This window comes from Thermanaerosceptrum fracticalcis (assembly GCF_000746025.2).
Classification (GTDB): domain Bacteria; phylum Bacillota; class Peptococcia; order DRI-13; family DRI-13; genus Thermanaerosceptrum; species Thermanaerosceptrum fracticalcis.
Window position 1 is genome coordinate 130,247 of the sequence record NZ_CP045798.1, and the last position, 20,641, is coordinate 150,887.

At 46.3% G+C, this 20,641-nt stretch carries 23 protein-coding genes; 18 read left to right on the top strand and 5 right to left on the bottom strand.

Annotation, left to right across the window (positions count from 1 at the left end):
- The 14 genes from BR63_RS00755 (at position 1) to BR63_RS00815 (ending at position 12,170) form a co-directional block, all read left to right on the top strand.
- The gene (locus tag BR63_RS00755) at positions 1–1,107 is read left to right on the top strand and encodes a carbon-phosphorus lyase complex subunit PhnI (protein WP_034425589.1); all 1,107 of its coding nucleotides are present in this window, start codon (positions 1–3) and stop codon (positions 1,105–1,107) included.
- Positions 1,104–1,940, top strand: coding sequence for an alpha-D-ribose 1-methylphosphonate 5-phosphate C-P-lyase PhnJ (locus BR63_RS00760; protein WP_034425587.1), 837 nt, complete (start codon positions 1,104–1,106; stop codon positions 1,938–1,940). Before BR63_RS00755 ends, BR63_RS00760 begins: the two co-directional genes overlap by 4 nt.
- A 26-nt stretch (positions 1,941–1,966) precedes the next feature.
- Positions 1,967–2,812: an ATP-binding cassette domain-containing protein gene (locus BR63_RS00765; RefSeq protein WP_034425585.1), complete on the top strand. Its 846-nt coding sequence runs from the start codon at positions 1,967–1,969 to the stop codon at positions 2,810–2,812.
- A gap of 27 nt (positions 2,813–2,839) precedes the next feature.
- Positions 2,840–4,021, top strand: a complete 1,182-nt coding sequence (gene phnM, locus BR63_RS00770; RefSeq protein ID WP_034425583.1) for a phosphonate metabolism protein PhnM — start codon at positions 2,840–2,842, stop codon at positions 4,019–4,021.
- A 6-nt stretch (positions 4,022–4,027) separates the two neighbouring features.
- Positions 4,028–4,654 (top strand): DapH/DapD/GlmU-related protein, encoded by a 627-nt coding sequence (locus BR63_RS00775; protein ID WP_034425580.1) that lies wholly within the window; start codon positions 4,028–4,030, stop codon positions 4,652–4,654.
- A 7-nt stretch (positions 4,655–4,661) separates the two neighbouring features.
- Positions 4,662–5,423: a phosphonate C-P lyase system protein PhnL gene (phnL, locus tag BR63_RS00780; protein ID WP_081908327.1), complete on the top strand. Its 762-nt coding sequence runs from the start codon at positions 4,662–4,664 to the stop codon at positions 5,421–5,423.
- Positions 5,380–6,198, top strand: a complete 819-nt coding sequence (locus BR63_RS00785; protein ID WP_034425577.1) for a PHP domain-containing protein — start codon at positions 5,380–5,382, stop codon at positions 6,196–6,198. The genes phnL and BR63_RS00785 overlap by 44 nt, the downstream gene beginning before the upstream one ends.
- Positions 6,171–6,476, top strand: a complete 306-nt coding sequence (locus BR63_RS19915) for a permease (protein WP_034425574.1) — start codon at positions 6,171–6,173, stop codon at positions 6,474–6,476. Before BR63_RS00785 ends, BR63_RS19915 begins: the two co-directional genes overlap by 28 nt.
- Complete coding sequence (locus tag BR63_RS19300; protein ID WP_207724820.1) at positions 6,401–6,628, top strand: hypothetical protein; 228 nt, start codon at positions 6,401–6,403, stop codon at positions 6,626–6,628. Before BR63_RS19915 ends, BR63_RS19300 begins: the two co-directional genes overlap by 76 nt.
- A gap of 181 nt (positions 6,629–6,809) precedes the next feature.
- Positions 6,810–7,262, top strand: a complete 453-nt coding sequence (locus BR63_RS00795) for a DUF2680 domain-containing protein (RefSeq protein ID WP_034425683.1) — start codon at positions 6,810–6,812, stop codon at positions 7,260–7,262.
- A 179-nt stretch (positions 7,263–7,441) separates the two neighbouring features.
- The gene (locus tag BR63_RS00800) at positions 7,442–7,906 is read left to right on the top strand and encodes a hypothetical protein (protein WP_153802190.1); all 465 of its coding nucleotides are present in this window, start codon (positions 7,442–7,444) and stop codon (positions 7,904–7,906) included.
- A gap of 232 nt (positions 7,907–8,138) precedes the next feature.
- On the top strand, positions 8,139–9,113 hold the full coding sequence (locus BR63_RS00805) for an ROK family protein (RefSeq protein WP_034425687.1): 975 nt from the start codon (positions 8,139–8,141) through the stop codon (positions 9,111–9,113).
- Positions 9,110–10,582 (top strand): 4-alpha-glucanotransferase, encoded by a 1,473-nt coding sequence (malQ, locus tag BR63_RS00810; RefSeq protein ID WP_034425689.1) that lies wholly within the window; start codon positions 9,110–9,112, stop codon positions 10,580–10,582. The genes BR63_RS00805 and malQ overlap by 4 nt, the downstream gene beginning before the upstream one ends.
- 1 nt (position 10,583) lies before the next feature.
- The gene (locus BR63_RS00815) at positions 10,584–12,170 is read left to right on the top strand and encodes a glucose-6-phosphate isomerase (RefSeq protein WP_034425691.1); all 1,587 of its coding nucleotides are present in this window, start codon (positions 10,584–10,586) and stop codon (positions 12,168–12,170) included.
- 43 nt (positions 12,171–12,213) lie between these two features.
- Here the strand turns inward: BR63_RS00815 and BR63_RS00820 are convergent, their stop codons facing one another.
- Entirely contained in the window at positions 12,214–13,941 is a 1,728-nt protein-coding gene (locus tag BR63_RS00820; RefSeq protein ID WP_034425693.1) for a phospho-sugar mutase, read from the bottom strand.
- A gap of 217 nt (positions 13,942–14,158) precedes the next feature.
- Here BR63_RS00820 and BR63_RS00825 point away from each other — a divergent pair, with 217 nt between their 5' ends.
- Positions 14,159–16,129 (top strand): glycoside hydrolase family 13 protein, encoded by a 1,971-nt coding sequence (locus tag BR63_RS00825; RefSeq protein WP_034425695.1) that lies wholly within the window; start codon positions 14,159–14,161, stop codon positions 16,127–16,129.
- A gap of 68 nt (positions 16,130–16,197) precedes the next feature.
- Positions 16,198–16,557, top strand: coding sequence for a carbohydrate-binding protein (locus BR63_RS00830; RefSeq protein ID WP_051966253.1), 360 nt, complete (start codon positions 16,198–16,200; stop codon positions 16,555–16,557).
- Between the two features lie 207 nt (positions 16,558–16,764).
- On the opposite strand, the gene BR63_RS00835 is transcribed toward BR63_RS00830, so the two are convergent.
- Complete coding sequence (locus tag BR63_RS00835; RefSeq protein WP_034425697.1) at positions 16,765–17,034, bottom strand: type II toxin-antitoxin system Phd/YefM family antitoxin; 270 nt, start codon at positions 17,032–17,034, stop codon at positions 16,765–16,767.
- A 253-nt stretch (positions 17,035–17,287) separates the two neighbouring features.
- Here BR63_RS00835 and BR63_RS00840 point away from each other — a divergent pair, with 253 nt between their 5' ends.
- Complete coding sequence (locus BR63_RS00840) at positions 17,288–17,530, top strand: TetR/AcrR family transcriptional regulator (RefSeq protein ID WP_276568975.1); 243 nt, start codon at positions 17,288–17,290, stop codon at positions 17,528–17,530.
- A 51-nt stretch (positions 17,531–17,581) separates the two neighbouring features.
- Positions 17,582–17,719 (top strand): hypothetical protein, encoded by a 138-nt coding sequence (locus tag BR63_RS00845; RefSeq protein WP_207724746.1) that lies wholly within the window; start codon positions 17,582–17,584, stop codon positions 17,717–17,719.
- 242 nt (positions 17,720–17,961) lie between these two features.
- Here the strand turns inward: BR63_RS00845 and BR63_RS00850 are convergent, their stop codons facing one another.
- The 3 genes from BR63_RS00850 to BR63_RS00860 form a co-directional block, all read right to left on the bottom strand.
- Positions 17,962–19,419, bottom strand: a complete 1,458-nt coding sequence (locus BR63_RS00850; RefSeq protein ID WP_243269974.1) for a transposase — start codon at positions 19,417–19,419, stop codon at positions 17,962–17,964.
- A gap of 223 nt (positions 19,420–19,642) precedes the next feature.
- Positions 19,643–19,855 carry a DUF3006 domain-containing protein gene (locus BR63_RS00855; protein ID WP_034426195.1) on the bottom strand — a complete coding sequence of 71 codons (213 nt, stop codon included), beginning with the start codon at positions 19,853–19,855 and terminating at the stop codon, positions 19,643–19,645.
- Between the two features lie 11 nt (positions 19,856–19,866).
- On the bottom strand, positions 19,867–20,601 hold the full coding sequence (locus BR63_RS00860; RefSeq protein WP_153802210.1) for an Ada metal-binding domain-containing protein: 735 nt from the start codon (positions 20,599–20,601) through the stop codon (positions 19,867–19,869).
- Between the last annotated feature and the right edge of the window lie 40 nt (positions 20,602–20,641).

Below are 20,641 nucleotides of genomic sequence, written 5' to 3' on the forward strand. Positions count from 1 at the left end.
TTGGGATACGTAGCAGTCAAAGGCGGGCTAGCAGCCATTGAAGCTTCCATTCAAAGACTGCGTTATGAGCGTCTTAAAGGGCGCAAAGTCATTGAAGTAGAGACCATTAAAAATACCCTGCGGGGGCTTATTAACCGGATTATGTCGGAGGGCAGCCTCTATTCCAGGGACTTGGCTGCCTTGGCCATTAAACAGGGGGAAGGGAACCCGGAAGAGGCAACCTTTCTGCTGCGGGCATATCGTTCAACTTTGCCGCGCAAATATTACTCCAGGGTTGTCCTTACGAAATTCATGCGTTTTGAAAGGAGAATTTCCGCTGCCTTTAAAGATATCCCCGGGGGGCAAATCCTGGGGGCCACTTATGACTATACCCACCGTCTCCTGGACTTTAGTCTTTATGAAGAAAAACCGGCCGATATCGAAAAATGGTTAGAGGAATTTGAAAATAATTGTCCTTACCAAGGAGAAAGCCCTTTGTCCTCCCTCCCCAAGGTAGTGGATTATTTAAGAAAAGAAGGGCTTATGGCGAAGATAAAAGAGGACGATACCGAACCTTTGGATGTAACCCGAAAGAGCTTGGAATTTCCAGCGGACAGGAGTGAAAGATTACAAACCCTGACCAGGGGTGAAACAGGGGCCGTTACGGCTTTAGGTTATGCGGCTATTCGCGGTTACGGAATTCTCCATCCCACGGTAGGGGAACTGCGTGTAGGCTGTGTACCTGTGTTCATCGATTATCCTTTGGACGACAGCAAATCTGAAGAGGAAGCCCTTTATATAGGGGAGATTCAAGTTACCGAGGTAGAAACCCTGTTTCCCCACATAAGAGAGAAAGAATACGGTGCTCAAGACCTGGAGTTTTTTCTCGGCTACGGTCTGTGTTTTGGTCAAAATGAAACCAAGGCCATTGCCATGAGTGTCCTGGATTACTGTTTAGAAAAAGGCCCTGCCGGCACCCCTGTTTCTGACGAGGAATTTGTCTTGATGCATATTGACAGTGTAGAGGCTACGGGTTTTGTTTCCCACTTGAAACTTCCCCATTACGTTACTTTCCAGTCTAAATTGGACAGGGTGCGCAAGACCAGAAAGGGGGAAAAAGGGGAATGACCGGCTATCATTTCGCTTTTTTGGACGAGAATTCCAAAAGGGAAATACGGAGGGCCCTTCTGAAAGCCGTGGCCTTACCGGGTTACCAGGTGCCTTTTGCTTCCAGGGAGATGCCTGTAGCCAGGGGCTGGGGGACCGGCGGTTTGCAAGTAACTCTATCTCTGGTGGGAAAAGAAGATATCATTAAAGTCATTGATCAGGGTTCCGATGAGTCGGTCAATGCCGTAAGTATCAAAAATTTGATCCAGAGAACCACTGGTATTGCTGTAACGGATAAAACCAGCGTGGCCACCTTGATCCAGAGCAGACACAGGATACCAGAAGTTGAGCTTAGGGAAGACCAGATCCTTGTTTTGCAAGTCCCCATTCCTGAACCCTTAAGGGAAATAGAACCCAGCGAGTATGTGACCCGGCGTCTTCATGCCGATAAGGAATACAGCGGTGTCTGGTTGATGCTTTTTGAACAGATTATGAAGCACGGCCACATGGCCACGGGGGCCGATCACCCCGTCCTTGTATACGGGCGCTATGTTATGGCTCCCAGTCCCATTCCTCGCTTTGACAATCCCAAACTGAACATGAACAGGGCATTGATTTTGCTTGGTGCCGGCCGGGAAAAAAGGATTTATGCTGTGCCCCCCTATACCAAAGTAGAATCCCTGGCTTTTCTTGATCATCCCTTTACGGTGGAAGACCAGGAGGGGAAGAGCTGTCGTTTATGTGGCGCTACCGGTGTTTTCTTAGATGAAATAATTGATGAAGAAACTCAGTTTGTATCTTACCAGTGCAACGATACCAGCTATTGCCTGCAAAGGTTGAACAAAGAACTTTAAACTTGAGAGGGTCTGGGGTGAGAAAAATGTGGACCGAAGAAAAGCCTGTTTTAAGAATTCAAAAGCTCCGGAAACAATATGGGCCCGGCTGTGCCCTTTGCGGGGATGGCGGCCAAGGAAACCTGCAAGATAATTTTTGCCCGGAATGCAGGACAGTCTATGCCTGCAGGGATGTGTCCCTGGCTTTATACCCGGGAGAAATCTTGGGAATAGTGGGCGAATCGGGTTCGGGGAAGTCCACTCTGCTTAGATGTCTTTATTTCGATGAGGAGGTATCGGGAGGGGCTTGCTATCTTCAAAGTTACAAAGAAGGACGAAGCAATATTTTTTTAGAGTCGTCCCAACAAAAAAGATATATCCGTAATCATTTCCTGGGAATGGTATATCAGAATCCTTACTTGGGGCTGCGGATGGATTTTTCTTCTGTAGCTAATATAGCTGAAAAACTAATTGCTGCCGGGGAAAGAACCGTTGGGTCCATAAGGATTAGGGCTACAGAATTGTTAGAGAAAGTTAACATACCTCTTTATCGTAGCGGTGAAGCACCCCGCCATTTTTCTGGGGGCATGCAGCAAAGGGTCCAGATTGCCAAAGCCTTATCCAATAATCCTCCCTTATTATTATTGGATGAGGTTACTACAGGACTGGACTTATCTGTGCAGGCCAATGTCTTGGATCTAATCAAGAGGTTGCAGCGGGAGCTGAAAATCAGTATGTTGGTGGTTTCCCATGATTTAAGTGTTATCCGCATGCTTGCCGATCGGACCATTGTTATGCTTAAGGGAAAGATTGTAGAAGAGGGTTTGACGGATCAGATTTTGGAGGATCCGCAGCACCCTTATACCCAGCAGCTGGTACAGTCCTTGTTATAGATATTTTGGCTGAAGGAGGAACAAAAAGTGTATTTGCTGACAAACGGCAAATTGGTTTTAGAAGACCGGGTGGCAGAAAATTATGAGCTATTGATTGAAAATGGCTGTATCAGCAGGATAGGGCCCCAGGGAGAGATGGATAACGGGAGTGTTCCTGTTATCGATGCCCAGGGGGGATATATTGCCCCCGGTTTTATAGATATTCATTCTGATTACATCGAGTATATGGCTTCACCCCGGCCTACCAGCATCCTGGATTTTAAGATGGCTATTAAAGAAGTGGAAAAACAGCTGGTAAATCAAGGGATAACCACCATGTACCACTCCCTCTCTTTATATAAGGATTCTTTTTTCTCCCCCAAAAAAATAAGGACTTCCGAAAACGTTAAAAAATTGGCGGATCATATTGAAGAAATCAATAGCGGAAGCAGTTTAATCCACCATCGGTTTCACGCCCGTTACGAAATAGACAATGTGGATGATGTACCTTATCTGATGGAATTTATCAAACAAAAGAAAATTCATCTCCTGTCTTTCATGGATCATACGCCGGGGCAGGGACAGTACCGGAACCTGGAAATATATAAGGAAACCATCAAAGGCTATCAGGAAATGACCGAAGACCAGCTGGAAAAACATATCCGGGAAGCCCAACAGAAAGAAAAACTGGACTTGCAGACTATCCTCATCCTTTGCAAAATGGCGAGGGAAAGTGATATCCCCCTTGCTTCTCATGATGATGACAGTGTGGAAAAAGTGGAGCTGGTAAAAAGCTGGGGGACGGTGATTTCTGAATTCCCCATTGCCATAGAAGTAGCGAGGGCAGCCAAAGCAAGGGAAATGTTTACGGTGGCGGGGGCCCCCAATGTGCTTTTGGGAGGATCCCATTCCGGAAATTTAAATGCGGCCCAAGCCATTAAAGAGGGTTGCATCGATATTCTTTGCAGTGATTATTACCCTGCTTCTCTCCTCCATGCTGTATTTTTGTTGGAGAAAAAATATGGCCAAAAACTGTGGGAGATGTTTAAGCTGGTGTCCCTTAACCCGGCCAGGGCCTTGGGTATAGCTGACACATACGGTTCCCTAGCCCCAGGGAAGAGGGCAGACCTGATCATTATTGAAAAAGATGATAAGGATGATTTCCCCTTTATCACAGCAGTTTTTGTAGACGGCAACCTGGTTTCCCGGCTTTATTATCTCAGGAGGTAAAAAATTATGATAGGCAAAAGAATGTTAACCCCAGAACCCACCATTTATGAAAATTGTGTCTTGCAAAATGTAAGCATCGGCCAGTGGACAGAAGTAGGTCCCCACAATGTATGGGAGAATGTGGAGTTTGGGGATTTTTCTTATACTTCCGGCTTCAACCAGATCCAAAATGCTTCCATTGGCAAATTTGTCAATATTGCCGCCGGAGTCAGGATAGGTCCCGTCCAGCATCCTCTGGAACGGCCTACCCTCCATCATTTTACCTACCGCCGCAGGATTTATGGTTTTGCAGATACCGATGACCTGGATTTTTTTCGCTGGCGGGAGGAGCAAAAGGTAATAATCGGTCATGATGTTTGGCTGGGCCATAACGCTATTATTATGCCGGGAGTGAAGATAGGCAATGGGTCCGTGGTGGGCAGCGGCGCCGTCGTAACCAGAGATGTGGCTCCTTATGCCATTGTGGCAGGCGTACCGGCCAAAGTGATACGGGAAAGGTTTTCTCCGGAGATAGTCCATAAAATGCAAAAAATACAGTGGTGGGACTGGCCTTATGAAGTCTTTAAGGAACGCTGGCGCGATTTTTTACTGGAGGCGGCAGATTTTGTCCACAAATATGATAAAGACAGGTGATGGTGCCATGAAAAAAATATTGCAGGTGGAGGGATTGTCCAAGTCCTTTCTATTACATCACGCAGGCAAACATATTAATGGTTGTCAAAAAATCAGCTTTGGGCTTCAGGAAGGGGAATTCCTTGGTCTTACCGGCAAAAGCGGTGCAGGGAAATCGACTGTTTTAAAGTGCATATATCGAACATATTTGCCCCAAGAAGGGCATATCTGGTTTTATTCCCGGGAGTTTGGCCTTATTGACTTGGCTAGGGCTGGGGAAAGGGAAGTGGTGCGCTTGCGGCAAAAAGAAATAGGATATGTGTCTCAGTTTTTGAATGTTTTACCTCGTACCACGGCTCGAGAAATTGTGGAACTGGCAGTACTGGATATGGGTTACGAAAAATATAGGGCCAAGCAAGAAGCAGAAAGAATATTGGAGCACTTTGAACTGGACAGGAAACTTTGGGACCTTTATCCTTATACCTTTTCCGGCGGGGAGAAACTCAGGCTTAATCTGGCCAGGGCTATGGTCAAAAAACCGCCCCTCTTGCTTTTGGACGAGCCTACGGCCTCCCTGGACAATGCCTCAAAGAAACTGGTCAGGGATTTGCTGCTGAAGTTAAAAAAGGAAGGCATTTCCATGTTGGGGATCTTCCATGACTTGGAGTTTATGGAAGGAGTCTGCGATAGGACTATGAATATCCAAGGGGGAACAATCATGCCGGAAAGGGTTGGAGGATCATGCCATGAAGGTAGACTTGCACGTCCATACCAGCATCTCAGACAGTAATTTATCTATAGAAGAAACGATCAAACTTTCCCGAAAAAATGGGGTCCGCTTCCTGGGGATAACCGATCATGACACGGTAGAGGGCTTGGAAGAAGCCGTGGCTACAGGAAGGAACTATGGTATCCAGGTGATTCCCGGTATAGAAATTTCTGCCTTTGATTATCAAAGGGGAAGAAAAGTTCATATTTTGGGGTACAACTTTGACTTAAAGGCTTCCCATATCAAAAAGCTATGTCAGCCCCTTTTAGCCAGGAGACAGGAAAACAGCCTATGGCAGATTAAATCCCTGAGGGACCATGGCTTTGACATTTCCCTCCAGGAAGTCCAGGAAAAAGCCCGGGTCAGCACCTGCATTTATAAACAACATATTATGGCTGTCCTCATGGACAAAGGTTATACGGACAGGATTTACTCTCACTTGTATTATACTCTTTTTCGCAATAAAGGGATTTGTGCCCGGGACATCGACTATGTTGATGTTTTTGCTGCCGTTGAGGCTGTCAAAAAGGATGGGGGTCAGGCGATTCTGGCCCACCCCGGACAGCTGGATTCCTATGAAATCATGGAGGAGTTATGGGAAGTAGGTTTAGACGGGGTGGAACTGTATCATGAGGACCATGGTCCCAAGGATTATCAAATAATTATGAAATATGCCCAAAAAAGATCCTTGCTTCTGACGGGAGGCAGTGACTACCACGGCCGTTACGGAGGAAAAACGGCCTTGGGCGGTATGCCCTTGCCTTTGGAATGGGTGAAGCCCTTGCTGGTAGGTTGAAGTATTATTTTGGTTCGTGGGCCCCAAAATATATCGCTTATGGAGTGGCTTCCGTTTCGGGAGTTATTCTTGCCGTTTGTTCCTGTGCCATTTTGCCTTTGTTTGCCAAAATTATTATTTTGCTTCCTCTAATTGCTGGCATCGTTTATATATCCCGGAAGTGGTTTACCAAGGAGCAGGTTGCAGACTGGATGTATGAGACTTGGAGCTTGGCCCAAAAGCTTTTCCCCGTGCTTTTGGCAGGGGTGTTTGGTGCCCTCTTCTATTTCTCAACTTAGACGGAGGTTCTCATTGTCAAAGCTCTGCTGTAAGTTTACCCAACATGCTGGTCATTAGTAGTGTTATTGGGACCAAAAAGACCCTTGTGTATGTAGCGCTGGTTATTGTGATGGCTGCAGTTGGGGGGAAACTCTTTGGTGCTATGGTATAATTCAGGAAGTGGGGGTGATATGATGGAAATAATAGTTTACGGACCTGGATGCCGGTAACTGTGCGAAGCTGACCGTATTTTATATCTTGACAATATCTTGATATTCTCCAGAAAAAATATAAACATTGCTCTGTTATGATAAGACCATCAACACAAAACTTATCTAAGGAGGTAATGTTTCATGAAAAAACGGTCCCTAATTATCCTAACTGTTTCCCTGATGGTGCTCTTCACAACAGCGGTATTTGCAGCTACCTACTCCAATCCGGCTCAGATTATTTCGGGGCTGACAGGGAAGACTGAGGCTGATGTCTATGCCCAGCGTTCCCAGGGTAAGACCTTTGGGCAGATAGCCCAGGAAAATGGGGTCTTCGACCAGTTTAAGTCCGATATGCTCCAGTACAAAAAGGAGATTATTGATCAGCGGGTAGCCAGCGGCACCATCACCAAGGAAAAGGGGGAAGCTATCAAGAAAGCCCTCGATGAAAGAATTGCCGCCTGCACCGGAACACCTGACCCCAATAGAGATCGTTTAGGACAGAAGTTTGGCGGCGGTTTAGGTTTTGGTAAAGGGCAAAGCCGCGGCATGGGCAGAGGAATGGGAATGGGCCAGGGCATGGGCTTTGGCCGATGAGAAAAACCCGGCCCCCCTTAGGGGGTCGGGTTTTCTTTTTTCATCATAAAGAGTATTATTCCTTTCAACCCTTCTTCCTAAAAGTAAAAAATGGGATAGGAGGGCAAAGGAAATAAAACGGCTGTTTTAGAATAATGTAAAGGAGAGTAGGTCATGCTGGTGTGAAAGAAGGATAGGAAATGATGTTGAGATATTACCGGAAAATAACCATCTGGGAAAATATCCGCAGAGTGAAGTTATTGATTAATTTCAAGGAATTACTGGTTGAATATTTTGCTGCTGTGGAATACAGCTATTTCTGCATCATTGAAACCCATGAAGCTATCCGGATCAGAAAAAAAATCAATGCTATGCTTAAGGAGGTCTATGAAATTATTTACCTGGCGGGGGTTAACAGTATTTTTCGCCGTTTGTCCAAACCTGCTCCAGTCGGTGTAAGTGCTGAAATGGAAGATCTCTACGATATTTTTGACCTCTATTACTCGGATATCGGTCCTCGTAAACTTATTGATATTGTGGACCAGATTATTAAAGTATACAAGGATAATCAGGTCATGGCCTTTCTGAGAACCTTTAATCCTTTTTTTTGGTTGAGTCTTTTGCTGGATCACCTGGTGTGTTTTTTTCTCAAAAAACATAATTGATGCATAAAGGGGCAGCATATATGCAGATAGGTATTAAGTGCCGGCAACCAGTGACCGGAAATTTGATATTAGACACTCATGCTGTTAACAGCACCCACTAGTCACGGTTCACGGTTAACGTTTTACTGTTCACGAATAAAAATAACGGGACACCGGTCACTGGACTCTGGTCACTGACAATACAGCCGCTGGGTTCTGGTGAATAAGGTTGGATGCAAAGGAGCGTAAAGGAATGGAAAAGTATACCGTGGGTATAGACCTGGGGGGTACAAATATAACAGCAGCTTTGGTAAATCAGGCCGGTGAAGTAAAGGGGTGCCTTAAGTTAGCTACCCAGGCTGAAATGGGGCCCCCAGGAGTAACCCAGCGTATGATCCAGATGGTTTGTTCTTTACTTACTGAAAACAACCTTACTTTGGGGAATCTCTTTGGCCTTGGCATAGGAGTCCCGGGGCTGGTCAACAGCCGGGAAGGAACGGCCATATTCTTACCCAATTTACCCGGGTGGAGGAATATTCCCCTTGTCCAGTGGGTGAGGGGAGAACTGGGAGTGCCTGTGCTGATCGATAACGATGTGAGGATGGCAGCCTGGGGAGAAAAGCTTCAGGGTGCAGGGCGCGGCTGGGATGATATCGTCTGTATCACTCTGGGGACGGGTATTGGTTCGGGAATTTTTTTACAGGGGAAAATGTTCAGGGGGCATTCTGAGAGTGCCGGTGAAATTGGCCATATGACGGTGGAAAAAGATGGACTTCCCTGTACCTGCGGTAATCGCGGATGTTTAGAAATGTATGCCTCAGGGAGGGCTATAGCCCGCAGGGCAAAAGAAGCAGTTAAGCAGAATGGCTTCAGTCCCATCCTTGAACTGGCAGAAGGGGATGAATCTATGATTACGGCGAGGACTGTGTATGATGCAGCAAGGCTGGGTGATTCCCTGGCCCATGGTATTATCAGGGAGGCTGCCGCATACCTGGGGATAGGGTTGGCCAATGTTGCTAATATTTTAAACCCCCAGGGGATTATCATAGGTGGCGGGGTGGCCGGTATGGGAGAAATGCTTTTGACACCGGTCCGTGAAGTGGTTAAAGCCAGGGCTATGCCTTTAAACCGGGAAGTGGAGATAGTAGCAGCAGAACTGGGAGATGGGGCCGGAGCCATTGGGGCGGCTTATGTAGCGGGAATCAACGGAGGTATAATACGATCATGAAATTAGACAGGGCCAGTGGTATTCTCTTACACCCTACCTCTCTTTCCTCCAAATACGGTATCGGAGATATGGGTCCTGAAGCCTATAAATTTATTGATTTCTTAAAAAGAAGTAAGCAGCGTCTATGGCAGGTACTTCCTTTAAATCCCGTGGGATATGGCTGGTCTCCGTACCAGTCCCCCTCTGCCTTTGCCGGTAACCATCTGCTTTTAAGTATTGACATATTGCGGGAGGAAGGGCTTTTGACAGCGGAGGATATCGGCAGTATTCCCCCTTTCCCTGAGGATATGGTTCAGTTCCCGCTAGTTGCCGAATTCAAGGATAGATTATTGCGTAAAGCTTTTGCTAAATTTAATACTGGGGAAAAGAGTCCGGCATATGAGGCATTTAGAGAGGAAAATGCGTACTGGCTGGAGGATTTTGTCCTGTTTATGGCTTTAAGGAGGCATTTTGGCGGATTAGCCTGGAACTCCTGGAAAAGAGCAATAGCCTTCAGAGAAAAGGAGGCCATTCTTTATTACCAAAAGAATTTACATGAGGAGATTGCTTATCATTGTTTTTTACAGTTCAAATTTTTTAAGCAGTGGACTGATTTAAAAAGATATGCCAATGCCCAGGGTATAAAAATTATCGGTGACCTGCCTATTTTTATTTCTTACGACAGCAGTGATACCTGGGCCAATCCCCGTTTATTTGCCCTGGATGACCGGGGTAATCCTGTGAAGGTAGCCGGTGTTCCTCCCGATTATTTTAGCGAAACCGGTCAGTTGTGGGGGAATCCCCACTATGACTGGGCGGAGATGGAAAAAGATGATTACCAGTGGTGGCGGAAGCGGTTTGAGTATCTTTTAAAACTGGCTGATTTTGTCCGTGTTGACCACTTCAGGGGGTTTGAGGCTTACTGGGAAATACCAGCGGGGGAAAGCACAGCTGTCAACGGGAGATGGGTAAAAGGACCGGGGGAAAAGTTTTTTTTCACCATCAGGAGGTATCTGGGAGAACTTCCTGTGATTGCTGAAGATTTAGGTGTGATTACTCCTGAAGTAGTAGAGCTAAAAGAGAAATGTGGTTTCCCCGGAATGAAAGTGCTGCAGTTTTTGGCAGAGGAAGAGCTGGAACGGGAGAGCGGGGAAGAAGAAATTGTCTATTACACGGGGACCCATGATAATGACACCTTACTGGGCTGGTATAGAAAAAAGATTCTGTCCCAGCTGGACTCTCCTGAATCCGGGCATAATGAGGAGGAAAAGTGCTGGGAGTATATAGAATTAGTCTTTTGCAGTCGGGCTAAATGGGCCATTGTCCCTCTTCAGGATGTCCTCTGTCTTGATAACGAAGCCAGGATGAATACCCCGGGGACAGTCGATGGCAACTGGCAGTGGCGGTTCAGGGAGGGGGCCTTAACCTCGGGGCTGGAAAAACGCCTGGCCCTTTTAACGCTAAAGTATCAAAGATACAGGGAGAGATGATATGGAAACACATGGGCAGTGGGAAAGATACAAAAAATACCTGTACTATAATCCTGAGCTGGGCCTTATGGTTGATATCAGCGGGATGGGTTTTCCGGAAAATTTTTTCAGGGATATGCAGGCCAGGATGGACCAGGCCCTGAAATGTATGGCAGACCTGGAGAAGGGGGCCATAGCCAATCCCGATGAAGGGCGCACGGTAGGTCACTACTGGCTTCGTGCCCCCCATTTGGCTCCTTCCCCGGAGATAGCCACAGAAATTGAAAGAGCTATAAGAGATATTGAAGACTTTGCCCGTAAAATCCACAGGGGTGAAATTTTGTCTTCGACGGGTGATAAATTTGACAAAATTCTCCTGATCGGGATAGGCGGTTCGGCCCTGGGGCCCCAGTTTGTAACCGATGCCCTTACTACTGGCCATGATCTTATGAATATTTATTTCCTGGACAATACAGATCCTGCCGGCTTTGACCGGGTCTTTTCCGCTCTCGGGGACCATCTCTGCCGCACCCTGGTTCTGGTCATTTCCAAAAGCGGAGGTACTGTGGAGACCAGAAACGGCATGCTGGAAACCCGCTATCTCTTTGCAGGGAGGGGACTGGATTTTGCCAGACATGCCGTGTCCGTCAGCCAGGCAGGGAGCCTCCTGGACCGCACTGCAGAAGAGGAGGGCTGGCTGGCCAGGTTTCCTTTATGGGAGTGGGTCGGGGGGCGTACTTCCGAGACTTCCCCGGTGGGCCTCCTGCCTGCGGTTTTGCAGGGTTTTGCTATTCATGAGCTTTTACGGGGCGCTGTCCTGTGTGACCGCATAACCCGCAACAGGGAGGTAAAGGACAATCCGGCAGCCCTTCTGGCCTTAATGTGGTTTTATGCCACAGGAGGGGAAGGGGGCAAAACCATGGTGGTGCTCCCTTATAAAGACAGGCTCCAGCTTTTTGCCAGGTACCTCCAGCAGCTGATCATGGAGTCCCTGGGTAAGGAAAAAGACCTGGCAGGGAATATTGTTTATCAGGGTTTGGCTGTTTTCGGCAATAAAGGTTCTACGGACCAGCATTCTTATCTGCAACAGCTCTTAGAAGGGCCTGATAATTTCTTTATCACTTTCCTGGAAGTGTTAAAAGACAGGAATGGGTCTTCGCCCCAGGTAGAGGAAGGGGTGACCAGCGGGGATTATTTAAACGCTTTTTTGCAGGGGACCAAAGGAGCTTTAAGGCAAAAAGGCCGGGAATATCTCACAATTACGGTAGAAAAGGTAGACGCTTTTTCCCTGGGTGTGCTGATTGCCCTCTTCGAAAGGGCGGTGGGGCTGTATGCTTCCCTCATCAATATTAATCCCTACCACCAGCCTGCTGTGGAGGCAGGTAAGAAAGGAGCCAGATTTATTGTGGATTTGCAAAGGCAGGTCCTTGCCTTTCTCCGCCAAAACCGGGGGAAGGCTTACACCGCTGAAGAAATAGCTTTTGCTCTGGAAAAAGGAGATGAAACAGAAGGGGTCTTCAAAATTCTGGAACATGCTCGGGCCAATCCTGACCACGGTGTACGGAGAACCGAGGAGAAAAATATTTTATACAGCAAGTATTATATTTAAAAAAGAGAGCCGCAGTTCCCGGTTAGGGCTGTGGCTCTTTTCACTATACTGCCCCTACTATATTCATTACTTCTTCTTTGATTCTCTCCAATTTGGTCTTCGCCTCTTCCGCCGTTTTATCCTTGACACCGAAGTAGATTTTCAGTTTGGGCTCCGTACCGGAAGGGCGGATACAGAACCAGGAACCGTCCTCCAGGGTGTAGTGCAGGACATTACAGCGAGGGAGAGTAATGGTTTTGATTTCACAGAGGCCCCTGGTTTTTTCCGTACATTGCAGGTAATCCCGGACAATGGTGATCTCCAGGCCGCCAACCTGTGCAGGAGGATTATCCCGGAAAGTTTCAATAATCCGGTTGATTTTTTCCTGGCCTTCCAGGCCTGCCAAAGTTAGATTGACCAGGGCTTCCCGGTAATACCCCAGTTCTTCATACAATTGCCGGAGGCGCTCAAAGAGAGTAAGGCCCCGGGTCTTATAGTAGGCGGCCATTTCGGCCACCAGGAGGCAGGTTTGGACGGCGTCTTTATCCCGCACATAGTCGCCGGCAAGAAATCCGTAGCTTTCCTCATAACCGAAAAGGAAGGTGCGGCTCTTGTCTTCATTGAACTGGGCAATTTTTTCTCCAATATATTTAAATCCTGTGAGCACATCCAAATAATCGATATTAAACCTGCGGGCAATATCCACGCCCATGGAGGAAGTGACGATGGTTTTGATGATGACCCCGTCGGCAGGCAGGTTGTTAGCGAGCTGTCTCATGTGCAGGATATAATCGATTAACAGGGCCCCCAGTTGATTTCCGGTAAGCGGCTCATATTCGCCGGTGTCATTTAGCGAAAGTACACCTACCCGATCGGCATCGGGGTCCGTGCCCATGATCAGGTCAGCGTTGACTTCCTGGGCCTTTTGAAGAGCCAGGGTAAAAGCAGACTGTTCCTCGGGATTGGGGTATTTAACCGTGGAAAAATCGGGATCTGGCTCGGCTTGCTCCGGTACCACAAATACTTGTTTAAATCCTGTGGTTTCTAAGAGCTGGCATACAGGGGCATATCCCGTCCCGTGTAAGGGTGTATAGACCATGCGTAAATCATCCGCGGCTTGTTTAATGACATCTTCCCGCAGGATAAGTTGTTTCGTCCGCTGGATATACGTGTTGTAAATTTTATCATCCAGCCAGACCAGAAGGCCCTGCTTCTCGGCTTCTTCCTCTCCCTGTACGGGAATATGCAACTCATCCTCCACCTGCATTATTTCCCGGGTGATAGCGGCGGCCATGTCGTCAATGATTTGCCCCCCGTGACGCCAGTAAACCTTATAGCCGTTGTATTCCCTGGGGTTATGGCTGGCGGTGATCATGATGCCTGCCGTGGTCTTTAAGTGGCAGATGGCAAAGGATAAGAGGGGAGTAGCCATCACTTTCTTGAAAAGATAGGTCTTAATGTTATTTGTGGCCAGGACCAGGGCCGCCTGGAGGGCAAACTCCCTGGATTTGTGGCGCGTATCGTAAGCAATGACCACCGTTTTTTCCGGGGATACCCTGTTAATATAATTAGCCAGGCCCTGGGTAGCCTTCCGGACCGTATAAATATTCATCCTGTTAGTCCCGGCCCCCATAATGCCCCTTAAACCGGCTGTACCGAATTCCAGGTTCTTGTAAAATCTCTCCCGGATCTCTTTGTCCTTATCCCTGATGGCCTGCAGTTCCTCTTTTATTTCCCTATCCAGAGTATCATGATTCAGCCACCTTAAATAATTCTCCTTGTAGCGATTCATCAGAATGTCTCTCCTTTGTTTTGAAGACACCTTGTGTCCATAGTCTGCTTTTTGTTAACCTGTGATTTCCTATATAATACCATTGTACAAAAAATTAACATAAGCAAAACCCCAATAACATAATATATTATAAGCAGTTTTATTTTATTCATGTTTTATTTATAATTGGAAACACTAAAAGGAACAAGTTTACCCGAGAAAGTGTGGTAAAGCCAGGATGGTCACCAGGATATTCCATGATTCTCATCATTCATTCTATCGTACACCCTTTGGGGCTGTCCCCTGTAATGAAGAAGTCAGGCTTCGCCTGGAAGTCGTTTCCCAGGAACCTGTCAATCAAGTGGTGCTGCGTCTCTGGAAAAATGGGCTCATGGAGGAAAGGATTCCTATGGCCCTGGTGGAGGAAGAGGGGGAAAGGCAGGTCTATGAAGCCTCATTTTCCACACCCGGGGTTCCCGGTCTCCTCTGGTACTTTTTTATCATAGATAAGGGCGGGAATACCTATTATTATGGCAATAACCGCCACTGTCTCGGAGGTATAGGGGAGGTCTACTTCTGCGAACCTCCATCCTATCAAATCACTGTTCATAAGCGGGATTTAGTGACGCCCCACTGGTTTAAGGAAGCGGTAATGTATCAGATTTTTGTGGACCGTTTTTACAATGGTTATGAAGGTGGCAGGATTATGCATCCCAAACCCAACAGCACCATTTATACCGACTGGTGGGAAGATATTCCCGTCTATAACAGGGACCCGGAGACGGGAAAAATCATCTCCTATGATTTTTTTGGCGGGAACCTGTACGGGGTGCTGAAAAAGTTGCCCTATCTCCAAGAACTTGGTGTCAGTGTCATTTACCTCAATCCCATCTTTGAATCTCCCAGCAATCATAAATACGATACCTCCGACTATAAAAAAATTGACCCCATGTTTGGTGACAATGAGTTGTTCCAAACCCTGTGCAGAGAAGCCAAAGAACTGGGCATTGCTATTATTCTCGACGGGGTGTTCAGTCATACGGGAAGTGACAGCATCTATTTCAATAAAAAAGGGAACTACCCGGAAGTGGGGGCCTACCAATCCCCGGAATCCCCATACTACTCCTGGTACCGTTTTTCGTGCTATCCCGATCTTTATGAATGCTGGTGGGGGATCGATACCCTGCCCAACGTCAATGAAATGGAGCCTTCATATCAGAACTTTATCATCTATGACGAGGACAGTGTCTTAAAATACTGGATGAAACTGGGAGCCAAAGGCTGGCGCCTGGATGTGGTCGATGAGCTCCCCGACGAGTTTGTGAAGAATTTTTATAGGGTTCTTAAAGAAACGGACCCGGAAGCAGTTCTCATCGGCGAGGTATGGGAGGATGCCTCCAACAAAATCAGCTACGGTAAGCTGCGGGAATACCTTCTGGGGGATGAACTGGATTCGGTCATGAACTATCCCTTCAGAAACATTTTCCTGGATTACTTGCTGGGAAGGAGGGATGCCCGGGAAACTCACCTGGCCCTGATGCAGCTCTATGAAAATTATCCTCGCCAGCATTTTTATGCCCTGATGAATCTCATCGGCAGTCATGATGTACCCCGGGTGCTGACACTTTTGGGCGATGCTCCTCCTGAACAAACAATCTCTAAAGAAGACCAGGCCAGGTTCAGATTAAGCCCGGATAAGAGAAAACTGGCTGTCAGGCGCCTTAAGCTTTTGTCCTTGATCCAGATGACGTTTCCTGGCGTGCCCTGTGTCTATTACGGTGACGAGGCAGGCCTTGAGGGTTATGGGGACCCCTTAAACAGACGAACCTATCCCTGGGGGAGGGAGGACAGGGAGCTTTTAGTGTGGTATAAAAAAATCATTGCTTTACGCAACAGGCATGATGTGTTGAAAACGGGGGAATGGATACCCCTTTATGCCCAGGGGCACGTTTATGCTTTTCTCAGGAGGATTAGCCAGGACAGGGATGTTTTCGGGCAAAAGAAAAAGGACAACGTGGCCATCCTCATCTTTAACCGCCATGAAACGGAGGAAATCACCCTTACCCTGGATGTGAGCCGGTGGTGCAGGGGGAAGCTGGTTGATGTACTGGGGGAAAGGGAAATATTCCTGGAGGACGGCAGGTTGTCCGTAGTTATGAAGCCCTTGGAGGGAAAGGTATTGTTGCAGGATGTTAATTTTCATTCATAATCGGAATTTGGATAGTAAATACTATCTTTATAGAATAATAATCCCCCATAAAAAAGGAGGCAGGTTTTGTGGCACGAAAAACCATGGCAACCGAAAATAATAAAACGCGGACCAGTACAGTGGAAAGGGGTGTAAGTGTTGAACCCATGCCAGTCACAGCCGAAGACACCATCACCATCAGTTACAACGGCTTACTGGCCCAAAGCGGTGCGGCGCAAGTTTACGCCCATATCGGTTACGGGAGCAACGAGAACTGGTCCAATGTAGAAGATATCCCCATGAGCCGTGCAAAAGATAGCTGGACCTGTGATGTGAACTCCCTTGATTCCCAGTTAAATTTCTGTTTCCATGACGGCGCCAATAACTGGGATAATAATTACGGCCACAACTGGAGCATCAACATTCATGACGGGGAAAAGTCAATATAAGGATATGCCTCTATAAAAATACACCCTTTGCCCAAGGGTGTATTTTTGTGGTGGTGTGCGGAATGGGCGCACGCTTGGCGGTGAAAGTCCGCTATGGGCCTGACAGTGGGGACCATATATTATTTCAATTCATCCTTCAGCATATCTATCATGATGTAATCAAATATTTCATCCAAGTCTGCATAAGCGGCAGGAAGCAGTTCAACGTCATACTTTTTCATTGATTTTTCCCTTTAGGCGCTTATGTGCTTCATCTAGCGAGATTGTCAGTTCACCAGCAAGACGCTGTTGTTCAGCAAACAATAATTTTTCACGTAAGTCAAGCATGACTTCCCGGCGTTCAAAGGCTGCAATGCTCATCACAACAAGATCCCCCTTACCGTTTCGGGTGATGTATATCGGTTCGCCTTTCTCATGAGCGAGCTTTGCAATAGTATTGTAATCGTTACGAAGAGTTGTGGATGACTTTATAATCATTTTGGTACCCTCCCGTCAGTCTATCCTACAATTATTATATGGATAATTCTATTAGAGTATAAATAGGCATACATACAGTGAAAGTATAGTAAAACATGGACGAAAATAGGAAAAGGCCCTCAATGTCGCCCTGAATACGTATTGACCAGCAAATATTTGACAAAGAACACTGCAAAAGATCGGACGTAAGTACGAATTCATGGAGGCGTGTATAATGCAAGCGGCAGCCAAATTTTCCCAGGCTTAAAAAATCCTGGATGCGCCCTATGAATGCCTTGCCACAAGGAGTTATGCCCAGGTTTCCCTGCGGGATATAGCCCAAAAAGCCGGAGTGGTCTTAAGCCAGCTCAATTATTATTACGGCAGCAAGCAGGGTCTTTTCATTGAAGTGGTGAACATGATGACGAAAAAATACCTGGCCAGGTTTGAGCAGTACTTAAAAGAAGGGACTACGCCCCAGGAGAAGAAGGCAGCTATAAAAAGATTTTTCCAGTAAATGCTGAGGGCATTTGCATGATTTTTCCTCTATGACTGGCGGGTGGAAAACTTGCCGGAAGGGAAACACGCCTTTGTCCATCCCCGTATTGCTTTGCGGAATGGGGAGAACCTGGTGCCACTTAAGGAGAAGGAGCGGGATATTATCCTGAAACATATGTGGCCCTTGACCTGGCGGCTGCCCAAATAACCCGAGAGCTTTATCGTCTGCCTGGTGGATAAGGGCTGCGCTTTGCTGGAAATGTTTTCTTCCCTGGCCCGTCTGCCCCGGTAAGATGGCGCCCGGCCAGGTCGGTTTTTTCTTTTTGCTTTCAAAACCCTTCGTTCAGCATCATCAATCCTGAGATTAACTTTAGCTCCATCATTGAAAAAACACACTGATGAGGTGTGTTTTTTGTCTTGGTTACAAAATGGTAATTATCTACACAGTAGTTATGCAGTTTCAGGATAATTTTCCCAATCCCATAACCTAAGTTCCAAAGAATGTGGCCAGAATTTATCAATAAGCCTTGAAAAACGCTGGGTTGCCGTGTCAAAATAGACTTGGATCAACTGCTCGCAACAGCGGATCCGACAACCGGCGTTGAAGAAGTACCTTATCACTTCGCAGAGGGAGGGGGCTTGTTCGGCGCCTTCTTTATTGCACTCCCAAGAGGCATAACAAAGAAGGGTCTTCGCTGTAAACAAGAGCTCCACATGTGCGAAATGAGCTGTTTCAGACTGAGCATAGCAAGATGTTAAACCAAGATTCTGTTTAGCGGTGCGGTAAAAAACTTCTATTCTCCATCGTTTAACATAGGCAGTTGCAGCTTCTTCCGGCGTATCTACGCGATTGCTTATCAGGAGATACGCATCCTTGAAGGTTGCTGGGCATTCTTCCTCCGGAAGAACTATGCTGCCCTCGACAGCCTGCTTCTCATAAGTGGCTGCAATGGCAGCTATGGGTAAAAAACGTTGTCTAGTAATGGGTTTTCCCTTGCGTGTTAAGGTCTCATAGGGCATTTTGATGTAAATGTCCGGAATACTGAGAACCGATTCTTTGCCAAGGACCCGAAGCTGGGAATAAACTTCTCGCAGCAGTTGCTTCGGATTAAGTTTAATGTAGCGTTCCTTTCCTAGTACCGGGTCGTAGATTTTCCTGAATAGCGCTGTGTTACGTTTGGCTTTGGTAACCCAGTCAAAATTTTGACCCATCAGCCAGTTCAGGAACTTTTTACACAAAAACCAGCGATCCATGGCTACCCATAGTCTGGCCTTGTTCAGCTGACGAGCCTCTGCGAGCATCTGTTTAGCAAGATCAAGCTTGCTTTGTTTTTCATTCTCCTGACCGGTTTTAACCCAAAAGCGCCATAACATGGGATATTCAAGACCATTCTTTAAGATAGCCAGGGTCGACACAAGATTAATACACCATACATGGCGCTTATCCGAACTGTCAAAGAGCCAACAGAGAAAGGGGATTTTTTTACCGTGAGGATGCTCAATTTTGGTATCGTCTAAGGCAATGATATCGCCGTCGGTCAGCCTGCTATCCGTATTTTCTTGTAACCTGGCAAATCTGCCCAAAGAGAACCGGAGCCACTGAAAGGGCTTGGAGAGAAACCGGCTGAAGGCACTTTGAGAGATGATTTGCCCGGAAAGCAGTTGTTGTAAAAATGGAGCTTCCGTTGAAAACTTAGCATTTTGATTTGCAGAACTTGAATGATTAACAAGGCCGCAGATGTAGGCAAAAGCCAGGAGCCACGCTGGAATTCCGGAGTGTTTGCGTATTCCGGACTGGGAAAACAGCAGAGACAGGTCAAATAAATCCCAAATTGTCTTGAGTACCGGGATTCCGGCACCTTGACCGTGATCCTTTTTTTCGAAAGTTGGTTTACACAGTTTCTTCATCAGCATCACCCATATCGCTAGAGCGATGGTAGAAAATACCATCCAAAGCGATTATGGGGGCTTTCCGAAAAAGTCAAGCCTTTTTTGTCGAAAATTAGGATCTTTTTTTTAAAAAAAATATTTTTGGAGTTATCATTTTCTATTTATTTCCACCAACTGCATAACTCCTGTTCTTTTAAATCACTTATCTTATTTATCTATTTTTTTAATTATTTGTTATTTTCTATTCCCACAACGAGTCCATCATTTTTTTTATTCTGTTTTTTCTATTTTCTGTTTCATTGTAGTCTATTTCAATTTCATCTCCCTGAATGATCAGTACAGAGCCCTCTTTGGCTTCCTTTGGCAGTTTTTCCTTCTCAATGTTTATCATTTTCCTTTCTTCATCTTCACAAACCGCAAATGGCCCTTCAAACCTGTCAATTATCACCTTCATTCCAAATCCTCCTATGGCTTGCATATTTTACATGGCTCATAACCTGCACTAATAGCCTCTCCTCTTGTTTTGAAATAAATCCTGTTTTGTTCTGCCGGCAATGAACCGCAAATAGGCAAATGAAACTTCTTTGAGTTCTTGTTCCCAATATAACTATAATCTGAAGCTTTTGCTGCCTGTTTTGATTCTCCCTTGTCTACTCCTACCGTTTGAGGAGGTGCTTGAGCTTTTACAGGAGAGGCCTTCTTATCTATTTTTATTATATCTCCATCGCTAGTGGCAATGATGGTTCCCAACTCATCCGTCCTGTAAAGTTGAATTCTTGCATTGGTAATTTTCTTAATTGTTTCTGGTGCCGGATGGCCATAAGGGTTATCCTTTCCAACCGATATTACAGCAAATTGAGGGCTTACAGCTTTCAAGAAATCTGTTGATGTTGAATAACGACTACCGTGGTGACCGACTTTTAAAAGGTCTACTTTTAAATTAAAACCCTTTGAAAGCATCTCCCCTTCTGGTTGAACACCTGCATCTCCTGTCAACAAAAACGATGTTTTTCCAAACTGCAATTTGACAACCACAGAATAATCGTTGACATCCTTATAACCGGAACCGTTGGGAGCAAGTATTGTAAATTCAGCTTCTCCGAGCGAATATTTAGTGCCTGGCACTGGTGAAGTTATCTTAAGACCTTTGTTTGAGATAGCCTTAAGTAAATCTTCAAAAGTTTTTGTATTACTTTGCACTTTCGGCAAAATTATAATGGATAAAGAAAACTAGACAAAA